Origin of the sequence: Bartonella sp. AP57NXGY, assembly GCF_042195805.1 — a bacterium.
Classification (GTDB): domain Bacteria; phylum Pseudomonadota; class Alphaproteobacteria; order Rhizobiales; family Rhizobiaceae; genus Bartonella.
Window position 1 is genome coordinate 33,222 of sequence record NZ_JBHIOZ010000008.1, and the last position, 10,508, is coordinate 43,729.

Annotated in this window: 10 protein-coding genes and 1 pseudogene; 7 read left to right on the top strand and 4 right to left on the bottom strand. The window is 37.6% G+C overall.

All coding sequences use genetic code 11. The annotated features are described in order from the left end of the window. Window positions 1-146 (bottom strand): annotated as a pseudogene (locus ACFIL8_RS02430) (cold-shock protein); the annotation flags it as partial. A gap of 323 nt (window positions 147-469) precedes the next feature. Here ACFIL8_RS02430 and ACFIL8_RS02435 point away from each other — a divergent pair. The 5 genes from ACFIL8_RS02435 (at window position 470) to ACFIL8_RS02455 (ending at window position 5,328) form a co-directional block, all read left to right on the top strand. Next, window positions 470-1,603, top strand: coding sequence for an ABC transporter substrate-binding protein (locus ACFIL8_RS02435; RefSeq protein WP_273791030.1), 1,134 nt, complete (start codon window positions 470-472; stop codon window positions 1,601-1,603). A gap of 114 nt (window positions 1,604-1,717) precedes the next feature. Continuing rightward, the gene (locus ACFIL8_RS02440) at window positions 1,718-2,794 is read left to right on the top strand and encodes a branched-chain amino acid ABC transporter permease (RefSeq protein WP_375611928.1); all 1,077 of its coding nucleotides are present in this window, start codon (window positions 1,718-1,720) and stop codon (window positions 2,792-2,794) included. Beyond that, window positions 2,794-3,852, top strand: coding sequence for a branched-chain amino acid ABC transporter permease (locus ACFIL8_RS02445; RefSeq protein ID WP_375611929.1), 1,059 nt, complete (start codon window positions 2,794-2,796; stop codon window positions 3,850-3,852). Before ACFIL8_RS02440 ends, ACFIL8_RS02445 begins: the two co-directional genes overlap by 1 nt. After that, entirely contained in the window at window positions 3,849-4,631 is a 783-nt protein-coding gene (locus ACFIL8_RS02450) for an ABC transporter ATP-binding protein (RefSeq protein ID WP_375613415.1), read from the top strand. Before ACFIL8_RS02445 ends, ACFIL8_RS02450 begins: the two co-directional genes overlap by 4 nt. Further along, a complete protein-coding gene (locus ACFIL8_RS02455; protein ID WP_273791026.1) occupies window positions 4,618-5,328 on the top strand; it encodes an ABC transporter ATP-binding protein in 711 nt (236 codons plus the stop codon). Before ACFIL8_RS02450 ends, ACFIL8_RS02455 begins: the two co-directional genes overlap by 14 nt. 95 nt (window positions 5,329-5,423) lie before the next feature. Here the strand turns inward: ACFIL8_RS02455 and gatA are convergent, their stop codons facing one another. Next, window positions 5,424-6,908: an Asp-tRNA(Asn)/Glu-tRNA(Gln) amidotransferase subunit GatA gene (gene gatA, locus ACFIL8_RS02460; RefSeq protein ID WP_375611931.1), complete on the bottom strand. Its 1,485-nt coding sequence runs from the start codon at window positions 6,906-6,908 to the stop codon at window positions 5,424-5,426. Window positions 6,909-6,939: 31 nt separating this feature from the next. Continuing rightward, the gene (gatC, locus tag ACFIL8_RS02465) at window positions 6,940-7,227 is read right to left on the bottom strand and encodes an Asp-tRNA(Asn)/Glu-tRNA(Gln) amidotransferase subunit GatC (RefSeq protein WP_375606898.1); all 288 of its coding nucleotides are present in this window, start codon (window positions 7,225-7,227) and stop codon (window positions 6,940-6,942) included. A 148-nt stretch (window positions 7,228-7,375) separates the two neighbouring features. Between gatC and ruvX the strand changes: the two genes are divergently transcribed. Then, on the top strand, window positions 7,376-7,855 hold the full coding sequence (gene ruvX / locus ACFIL8_RS02470; protein WP_375611932.1) for a Holliday junction resolvase RuvX: 480 nt from the start codon (window positions 7,376-7,378) through the stop codon (window positions 7,853-7,855). On the opposite strand, the gene ACFIL8_RS02475 is transcribed toward ruvX, so the two are convergent. Then, window positions 7,840-9,459, bottom strand: a complete 1,620-nt coding sequence (locus tag ACFIL8_RS02475) for an acyl-CoA dehydrogenase family protein (RefSeq protein WP_375613414.1) — start codon at window positions 9,457-9,459, stop codon at window positions 7,840-7,842. The two genes, ruvX and ACFIL8_RS02475, sit on opposite strands and share 16 nt — an antisense overlap. A gap of 125 nt (window positions 9,460-9,584) precedes the next feature. Here ACFIL8_RS02475 and ACFIL8_RS02480 point away from each other — a divergent pair. Next, window positions 9,585-10,508: aspartate carbamoyltransferase catalytic subunit (locus ACFIL8_RS02480; RefSeq protein WP_375688842.1), on the top strand; the 924-nt coding region annotated here is incomplete at its 3' end.

Here is a 10,508-nt window from a genome sequence, read left to right on the forward strand (position 1 = left end):
AAATGAGGTAAATCAGGTACAATAAATCCATACCCCTTACTACCATCAAACCACTTAATGACACCACTGATTTCGATAATCTCCCCACAAGCACCTATACTATCCTCAGATGGGGAACAATCCTTTAATGCATCCTTACTCGTCATAATAACGTGATCCTGTAGCTTGTAAATTGTACGATATTGATTCTCTAGGTTTAAGTAAACATTGCTCTTGTATCAACACGCAAGCCCCAAGATAAGATTTCCCCACATTGTCGTATCTTCTATGTTAATGTCAGAGAATATCAACATGAATATTTATAAAACTATTTGATTGTACACTTTACATACCTTACAAGGAGTGCCCTACAAAAGAGGTCATATAAAAGTTTTTTTACATAATGATATTTTGATTAATGTGTAACTTGCATGATGAAGAAGTTCAATATAAGGTGAAAAAACGACAATTCAATTAAGGAAAATGCGCAATGCAATTGAAGAAAATCCTTACGATAATCGCAGCATTTATGGCATTTACAGCAAATGTTTATGCGAGTGAACCTATTAAGATTGGTGTTTATCTTCCATTAAGTGGTCAAAATGCATTTGGAGGTCAGCTTGAAATTAGAGGTATAGAATTAGCCCATAAAAAAGTTCCAGAAATTTTAGGACGTAAAGTGGAACTTGTTATTATTGATAATAAATCTGATAAAGTAGAAGCGGCTAATGCTGTTATGCGTTTAACAGCAAGTGAAAAAGTGAGTGGAATCATTGGTAGCTATGGTTCTTCACTTTCGTTAGCAGGTGGTGAAATATCTGAAAAGGCAAAGACTCCAACCATTGCAACGTCCTCAACAAGTCCCCTTGTTACACAGGGTAAAAAATATTACTTTCGTGCTTGCTTTATTGATTCCTATCAAGGAGTAGGAATCGCAACTTATGTAAGCCAAACTTTACACGCAAAAAAGGCTGCTATCCTTAAAGATATTTCAAGCGATTATGCTATTGGTCTTGCAAGTTATTTTACGCGTGCTTTCAAAAAATTAGGTGGTGAAGTTATCTCAAATTTAAATTATAATTCTGGGGATCAGGACTTTTCAGCTGTTCTCACGCAAATTATCGCCCAGAAACCTGATATCTTATTCATTCCATCTTACTTTTCTGAAGGTGCTATCATCATGAAACAAGCACGAGAATTAGGGGCTAAGTTTCAAATTATGGGTGGAGATGCTATGGATAATCCAGAAACCATTACGATTGCAGGAAAAGCTGCAGAAGGTTTCTTACATACGACACTTCCCTATAGTGAGGATATGCCAAATATGTCAGTAGCTGCGCAAGAATTCACAAAAGAATGGAAAAAAGCTTACCCAGACAAAGAGCCAAATATCAATTCTGTTTTGGGATACACGAGTTATATGATGTTCATGAAGGCTATTGAAAATGCTGGTAGCACTGATCGTGAAAAAATTACTATCGCACTTAGCCAATTAAAAGATTTTCCTACCCCCTTTGGGGATATGTCAATGGATGAAAATCATAACCCTAAAATTCCTATTGGTATCATTAAAATACAGGATGGAAAACGTGTTTATTTAGAAGAAGTTAAACCTGCTTTTTAATTAAAAAGTTGTGCTTATTAAAATGCAAGAATTGGTTGAGGATCTTTTTCTCAACCAAAAACTTAGAAATTTCTTATTGTCCTATGTAAATTAACAAATGTGGAAGGATGAGAGATGAGCACTGAAATGTTCATCCAGTACTTTTTTAATGCACTGGCATTGGGATCTCTTTATGGGCTTATTGCTATTGGCTACACCATGGTCTACGGTATACTGAGACTCATTAATTTTGCTCACGGTGATATCTTTATGCTGGGAGCATATTTTGTTTTCTTTTCCACAATTGGCTTTATGCCTGCTTGGGCAGCTTTTCTTCTTTTGTTCCTTGCTGCTCTTGTTTATTATTCGGTCTTTATAGGCTTTAAAAGGCGTCCTCCAATTTATTGGATTGCTGCTTTTTTAATTCTTGCGCTAGGATTTGTTTATTATTTTAAAATTTCCCCGCAAGACTTTACACCGATTTGGGTTTTAGCTCTTTGTTTTTCCATTTTTATTACAAGTGCTGTGGGTGTTGCTGTTGATCAATTTGCTTATAAACCTCTACGCCATGCTCCGCGTATTTCGGCACTTATCGGTGCAATTGGTGTTTCTTTTTTTATTGAAAATCTTGCTACTGTACTCTTTAGTGGTGTTCCGAAAGGTGTACAACAGCCAGACTTTCTTGTAACACCATTTTTATGGCATCTAGGATCAGGAGCAGATGGTATCATCAGAATTGCTCCCATGTCTCTGATCGTTCCCTTTGTGTCATTAATTCTTATTTTATTACTATTATGGATTATCCATAAAACAAAACCGGGTCTTGCTATGCGCGCAATCTCCCATGATATTGAAACAACACGTTTGATGGGTGTGTCTGTCAATAAAGTTATTGCGTTTACATTTGGAATAGGCTCAGCTCTTGCCGCCATAGCAGGCATTATGTGGTCTTTACGTTATCCTCAAATTCAGCCTTATATGGGTGTTCTTCCTGGTCTCAAAGCATTTATTGCTGCTGTTATCGGAGGTATTGGTTCGATACCAGGAGCAATGTTGGGAGGATTGTTATTAGGGTTTATTGAAATTATGATTATCGCATTTTTCCCCGCGCTATCTGGATATCGAGATGCCTTCGCTTTCATTTTATTGATTCTGATTCTATTGATATTGCCCACAGGATTAATGGGTAAAAGAAATCAGGAGAAAATCTAATGGCAAAGTCAGCGACAACTGTTTTATCGTGTATAAGTGTTTTAGTTCTCATAGGTTTTTTATTTTATGCTGATAGCCATTTTAATGACTATACGCTTCGTATCATCAATCTGATTGCTATTAATGCGATATTGGCAATTTCGCTTAATTTGATTTACGGTTTCACAGGTATGTTTTCTCTTGGACATGCTGGATTTATGGCTATTGGTGCTTATGTTTGCGCAATTTTACTTCTTTCCCCTGAACAAAAAGAAATGATGTGGATTCTTGATCCTATTGCTGAACCATTATATCATTTGCAGTTACCTTTTTTTATCGCTGTTGTCGTAAGTGGTTTGTGTGCTGCTGTTGTAGGTTTATTAATTGCTTTACCAATATTGCGTCTTGGTGGCGATTATCTTGGAATTGCAACATTAGGTTTTGCGGAAATTATTCGCATTGTCATTACGAACGCAACATCGCTCACAAATGGCTCTTTGGGAATCAAAGGAATACCTCAAAATGCAACATTATGGTGGAACTATGGTTGGCTAGCATTTACAGTTCTCTTTATTGTCCTCTTACTGCAAAGCAATACTGGTAACGTATTACGTGCTATCCGTGATGATGAAATAGCTGCGAAAACTATGGGAATTAATGCTTTTTTCTACCGTAGTTTTTCCTTTACTGTTGGAGCATTTTTTGCAGGTATAGGTGGCGCATTAATGGCGGCTCTTATTTCAACCATTGATCCAAAAATGTTTAATTTTCTTCTGACTTTTAATATTTTAATGATTGTTGTTGCTGGTGGTCTCGGTTCAATTACAGGGAGCATTATTGGCAGCATTATTATTACAGTCATGCTTGAATGGCTTCGTATCATTGAAAGTCCATTTGACTTAGGTTTTATACATATTCCAGAAACCCCAGGGCTTCGTATGGTTGTTTTTTCTCTTTTATTGCTGGTAATTATCTTGTTTTGGAGAAAAGGGTTAATGGGACAACGAGAATTTTCATGGAATGGAATTTATAGCTTTTTGACACGCAAAAAGCTTTCTAATACTGAGGGAAAGCTATGAACGACAATATCCTTTCACTCAATAATATTGTAATGCGTTTTGGCGGATTAGTTGCTGTAAATAATGTTAATATGGCAATTAAACGAAGAAGTATTACTGGATTAATTGGTCCCAATGGTGCTGGAAAAACAACAGTTTTCAATATGATTTCTGGATTTTATGCTCCTACAAGCGGCATCATTCTTTTTGATGAGAAAAAAATTTCTGGAGCGTCTCCTTATATTATCTGTAGAAGCCATATTGCCAGAACATTTCAAAATATTCGTCTTTTCTCAGGGTTAACGGTTTTGCAGAATGTTATGGTAGGAGCGCATGTTCGACAAAAATATCCTTGGTTTTCTTCAGCTCTCTTTTTTTCAAAAGCAATAAAAGAAAAGAAGGAAGTTTATAAAAATTCCTTGGAGCTCCTTGAACAGCTACAACTTGATCATCTTGCCAATCAATCGGCAACAGCTTTACCTTATGGTGTGCAACGACGTCTAGAAATTGCACGTGCGTTAGCCACAAAGCCCAAATTGCTTCTTCTTGATGAACCTGTTGCTGGCATGAATCCACAAGAAAGTGAAGATCTTAGAAAATTCATAGCAAAAGTGCAAAAAGACTTTGATCTTACAATTCTTCTTATTGAGCACGATATGAAAGTGGTTATGGGGCTTTGCCAACATATTTTGGTTATGGAATATGGCTGTTGCATTGCCAGTGGTACACCAGATGAAATTCGTAATAACCCTAAAGTTATTGAAGCTTATCTTGGCGGAGATGTTTATGGATATTCTTAAAATAAAAAATCTTTACGTTCATTATGGCGCCATTAAAGCTGTCCAAAATCTTTCTATGTCCATAAAGCGGGGCAGTATTGTCACTTTAATTGGAGCCAATGGTGCAGGAAAAAGCAGTATTGTACGTTCTATTACAGGGCTTAATCGCTCTGTTTATGGAGAAATTACCTATAATGGCAAATCTATTATTAAAAAATCACCAGAAGAGATTTTGCGATTAGGGATTGCTTTAAGCCCTGAAGGACGACGTATCATGCCCCATCTCACTGTTTTAGAGAATCTTCATCTAGGTGCTTATATTCGTCACGATAAGCAGGGAATTTCCCGTGATATTGAATGGATATTTGACCTTTTTCCGCGCCTACGTGAAAGAGCAAAACAGTTGGGAGGAACAATGTCAGGTGGTGAACAACAGATGGTTGCTGTGGGCCGTGCACTCATGAGCAATCCTGATATGGTCATATTAGATGAACCCTCGTTGGGGTTAGCACCACTTCTCGTTCGAGAAATTTTTTCGATTATTCGAAAAATTAATGATATGGGGAAAACTGTTCTTCTTATTGAACAAAATGCATTTGCTGCACTTTCCATAGCTGACTATGCTTATATTTTAGAGGTAGGACATATTTTATTTCACGGTGAAGGAAAAACTATGCTCTCTGATTCGCGTGTTAAAGAAGCCTATCTTGGTGGGTAAGACTACGAATTAAGGAAATAGAGCTCATTCCCTCCACCATTTAAAAGAGCATTTCTCATTAAGGATGAGAAATGCTCCTTTGTGAATTTTGACTATTACATCCACCATTTTTCTGCACTGAATATTCCTGCTTCTTGTTCAATAATGTGCGCTATCTGAAAAATGACTTCTTCAGAAAAAGGTTTACCAATCAATTGCAATCCTAGAGGTAAACCATTTGATGACAGACCAGCAGGAACAGAAATTCCTGGTAATCCAGCCATATTAACTGGTACAGTAAAAATATCATTAAGATACATTGCTACAGCATCATTTTTTATTTTTTCATCAGCAATACCAAAAGCAGATGTTGGTGTTGCTGGTGTCAAAATAGCATCAATGCCTGAAGCAAAACATTGATCAAAATCACGTTTTACGAGTGTTCTTACTTTTTGAGCTCTTAAATAACAGGCATCATAATAACCTGATGAAAGAACATAAGTCCCAACCAGAATGCGCCGTTTGACTTCATCACCAAAACCAACAGAACGCGTATTTTCATACATCTCAATGATGTCTTTCCCAGGCATGCGCAAACCAAAACGCACACCATCATAACGCGCTAAATTAGAAGAGGCTTCTGCAGGAGCTATAATGTAATAAGAAGGTAGAGCATATTTTGTATGGGGCAAAGAAATATCTTTAATCTCAGCACCTGCTTCTTTTAACCAATTTATTCCTTTTTGCCAAAGCTCAATAATTTCTGGAGACATTCCATCCACATGATATTCTTTTGGAATACCGATTTTCATTCCTTTGATTGATTGACCAAGATAACTTTCATAATCAGGAACTGGTAAATTGACGGAAGTAGAATCTTTTTCATCAAAAGAGGCCATTGATCTGAGTAAGATAGCACAATCACGAACATCTCTAGCAACAGGTCCAGCTTGATCAAGAGATGAAGCAAACGCGACAACGCCCCATCGCGAACAACGTCCATAAGTTGGCTTTATTCCCACAGTTCCAGTAAAAGCTGCTGGTTGACGTATTGAGCCACCTGTATCGGTTGCAGTTGCACCAGCACAAATTTGTGCAGCAACAGCGGCTGCGGATCCTCCCGAAGAACCACCGGGTACGAGTTTTTCATTTGAGCCTTTTTTTCTCCATGGACTAATAACGGGACCATAATATGATGTTTCGTTGGATGAGCCCATAGCAAACTCATCCATATTAAGTTTTCCTAACATCACAGCACCATCTTGCCATAAATTAGCCGTGACAGTTGATTCATAGTGCGGTTTAAAACCATCAAGGATATTTGAACAGGCTTGAGTATGAACACCATAGGTTGCAAAAAGATCTTTAATCCCCAAGGGAATTCCTTCCAAAAGCCCTCCCTGCCCTTTCGCTAAGCGACTGTCTGATTCAGCAGCCATTTTCATTGCCTGTTCTGCTGTTATTGTTACATAAGCATTCAAAGTTGGATTCGCCAACTCTATTGCTTGTAAATAAGCTTCCGTTAATTCTGTTGCTTTGAGATTTTTCTTTGTTAGAGCATCACGAGCTTGCGCAATTGTGAGAGTTGTTAAATCAGTCATATTGGTTCTCAAATTTCAAAAATATAAAAAGTTACTCAACAATTTTTGAGACAAGAAAAAAATTTTCTTCTGTAACAGGGGCATTGGCTACAATATCTGCTGCTTTATCGCCATCTGTAACACTATCTTCACGCATTCGTAGAGTCATCGGCATCACAGATGTTAATGGCTCAACCCCACTGACATCAACTTCATTCAATTGCTCTACAAAACCTAAAATAGCATTGAATTTTTTTGTCACAGGTTCTATCTCATCATCGTGGAGGGCAATCCTTGCTAAATGTGCTATCCGCTTGACTGTCTCTTGATCAACAGACATACTCTTTACGCCTTTCTGCTTTTTTGTTTATTTATTTGATCTTTATTCTGGCTATACAAGGGTGCACTTGTAAGTGCAAGAATATTAGATAACATGAATAAAGAATATAACTATAGATCTGAAACATTAAAAAACGTATTATACCTTTATGACTGTTATTAATATAGATGAAGTTATAAAACATCTTTTGCCTAGACAAACAATAGCAGGCTTAGATTTAGGGACAAAAACTATCGGAATTGCGATTTCTGATATGGGGCTGACTGTCTCAAATCCGCGTCCTGTACTACAGCGAAAAAAATTTACAGAAGATGCTTACACACTTATTAAAATTTTTGACCGTGAAAATGTAGGCGTTATTATCATTGGCTTACCTCTTAACATGAATGGAAGCAGTGGCTCTCGTGTTCAAGCAACCAGAGCTTTTGTGAGCAATATGAAAGCTTATACAAAAATTCCATTTGTTTTTTGGGACGAACGTTTATCAACAATTGCTGCGGAACGGTCTCTTTTAGAAATGAATGTATCGCGCGCTAAAAGAGCAAGCCGTATTGATTCGGCAGCCGCCGCTTTTATATTGCAAGGTGCTCTCAATAGAATTCAAAACTTTCATCATATGGAAGGATAGAGGACATTGAGCAAATGCCCTGCATTATATCGTGCAATGAGCATCCCGTAAGAAGATCTCCATTGTCCCCCAAGGCGGCTTTCCATATAGGCATTCGCAACATGTTCTATGTCTGTAGAACGTAATGCTGCTGCTGCTGCTGCATAGGCTACTTGTTCAACAAAAAATCTTCCTGCACCTTCATTTGCTGATGCCATATCACCTGCTGACTTAATAATTTCAATTGCTCGGGGTCCCGCTGGTCCAATATCAAGAGCAATTTTTTCCAACAATTTCTGAAACAATCCCGGTGCTTTTTCAGCAATAAGAATTGCATCCTTTACCAATTGATTAGCAGAACTATTTCTCACAATTCGCGCAGGCCCATTATGCAACATTTGTGATAATGGATTATTCTCTATAAAACTTTCAATACCAAGTTGTGCAATAATTTCACCAATAATAGGCACAACCAATTGACTTACATGATAAGCAATAATAGGTGTCATAATGCGGGCAAAAGCTGCTTCAGAACGGTCATTTGCTGCATTGTCAAATGCTCTCGCTAAACGCAAAACCAATGCTTGTGAGGCAGCTATATCTAATGCAATATCTGCAAAAATACGTTCTGTCAGTGGAGGTAAAGGCTGATTGGGTATTTTTTTCCGGAAAAAATCCATACCAAATTGAAGAGCCGCTCGTAAAACACCTGCCGATATGACAGATTGATCGAAACGCATCATCGTCTCGATATCTTTAATAACTTTAAGCCCTTCTCCAGCATTTCCCAAAAGCCAGCCATAACTGCCTTGGAAGTCGACAACCCCCTCTGGTGTTAAAAGTTCTCCAGAACGCTGAATTAAATGACGAATCGATATAGATCCATTTAATGCGCCATTTTCTTGTATGCGTGGAATAAAAAAACAACTTAAATGACCATCTAAATCTGCACTAACAAGATATCCGTCAGCGGTAGGATTAATAACGTTGGTTTTTACAACATTTAAACGATATAGATCACGTTCCATACTTTCATCGAAAGAAATTTTCTTAACACTTGGAAAATTGAAAGCGTATTTTTCAATATCGTCAAATGCACAAGTTAGAGAAGCAGCCTTTTTATGATGAATAGGTTTTGATGAGGAATCATATTGGCGTGATAAAAGTACATTTTGCCATTTTTTGAAGAGCTCAATATCACTAATTAAAACAGCAATAGCTGCACTCGTTATGATAACTTCATTCAAATGTCCTGTTTCTAAACCAGCAGATAAAGCTAAACGAATCGCACGCGCTTGATAGCGTACTCCATTTTCTGAGCTCGTATTTTCCCAAAGCGAGGTAACCAAACCTGCTTGTCTAGAATATTGTTGAAGAGCTTGATAGGAAGAATGGATCTCTAATCTTTCTGTTGGTTGCCCCCATTCATCATTATAGCATAGTAAAGGCTTATAATGATTCGCTAAGCAAGAAAGTTTCCATGCTTCTCGACTCGCGGCAAAATCCCCTATTTCTTCAAAACTTGCTAACAAAAACTTAGGCAAAGTAGAAGCAATACGAAACATAAGCGTATCGCTAAGAAATGTATTTTTTCGACGAGTATTTTGCGCAGATACAGCACTCATAGGTATATTCCTACATTCAAATCATTCATATCATAGACTATTTGTCTTTTTAGAGTTAAGAAACATTTATCATATTCAAACAAATGCTTGTTTAACCTGTTTAGAGAGAGATAAAGAAGAATGCTATGATGCAAGATAATTTTTTCCCACTTTTCCCTCATCAACATCTTTTAGCTATTAAAGATCTGAGTGTACAAGATCTTAATACATTGCTTGATCGTGCAGAAGCAAATATTATCCTTTCTAACAAAATTGATAAAATAAAATCTACTTTGCATGGACGGACTCAAATTAATCTCTTTTTTGAAGCCTCTACGCGAACACAATCTTCTTTTGAATTAGCGGGTAAAAGGCTAGGTGCACACGTGATGAGTCTTGCGATCGGCAACTCATCTGTAAAAAAGGGAGAAACATTACTTGATACTGCTACAACTCTCAATGCGATGAAGCCAGATATACTGGTTTTTCGCCATAACAGTGCAGGAGCGGCAGCTTTATTAGCGCAAAAAGTTGATTGTTGTGTTATTAATGCAGGTGATGGTGCTCATGAACATCCAACCCAAGCTTTATTAGATGCTCTAACCATTAAAAGGGCAAAAGGTCGTATTGAAGGATTAACTGTTGCGATTTGCGGAGATATCTTACACTCACGTGTTGCCCGTTCCAATATCCTGTGTCTCAATGCTTTGGGTGCTCGTGTTCGTGCTGTTGCTCCCTCAACACTCTTACCCGCAGAAATCGCTCATATGAGTGTTGAGGTTTTTAACACGATGAAAGAAGGTCTTAAAAATGCTGACGTTATCATGATGTTGCGCTTACAGCATGAACGGATGACAGGCTCTTTTATTCCTTCTACGCGTGAATATTTCCATTATTTTGGCTTACATAAAGAAAATTTAGCCTATGCCAAAAATGATTCTATTATTCTGCACCCTGGCCCAATAAACCGTGGTGTAGAGATTGCATCCGATATAGCAGATGGACCACAAAGTATGATTCATACGCAAGTAGAAATGGGAATTGCAGTGCGTATGGCTGTCATGGAGGCT

Coding starts and splice junctions, on each gene's coding strand:
- ACFIL8_RS02435 (WP_273791030.1), top strand. CDS start 470: ATGCAATTGAAGAAAATCCTTACGATAATCGCAGCATTTATGGCATTT.
- ACFIL8_RS02440 (WP_375611928.1), top strand. CDS start 1,718: ATGAGCACTGAAATGTTCATCCAGTACTTTTTTAATGCACTGGCATTG.
- ACFIL8_RS02445 (WP_375611929.1), top strand. CDS start 2,794: ATGGCAAAGTCAGCGACAACTGTTTTATCGTGTATAAGTGTTTTAGTT.
- ACFIL8_RS02450 (WP_375613415.1), top strand. CDS start 3,849: ATGAACGACAATATCCTTTCACTCAATAATATTGTAATGCGTTTTGGC.
- ACFIL8_RS02455 (WP_273791026.1), top strand. CDS start 4,618: ATGGATATTCTTAAAATAAAAAATCTTTACGTTCATTATGGCGCCATT.
- gatA (WP_375611931.1), bottom strand. CDS start 6,908: ATGACTGATTTAACAACTCTCACAATTGCGCAAGCTCGTGATGCTCTA.
- gatC (WP_375606898.1), bottom strand. CDS start 7,227: ATGTCTGTTGATCAAGAGACAGTCAAGCGGATAGCACATTTAGCAAGG.
- ruvX (WP_375611932.1), top strand. CDS start 7,376: ATGACTGTTATTAATATAGATGAAGTTATAAAACATCTTTTGCCTAGA.
- ACFIL8_RS02475 (WP_375613414.1), bottom strand. CDS start 9,459: ATGAGTGCTGTATCTGCGCAAAATACTCGTCGAAAAAATACATTTCTT.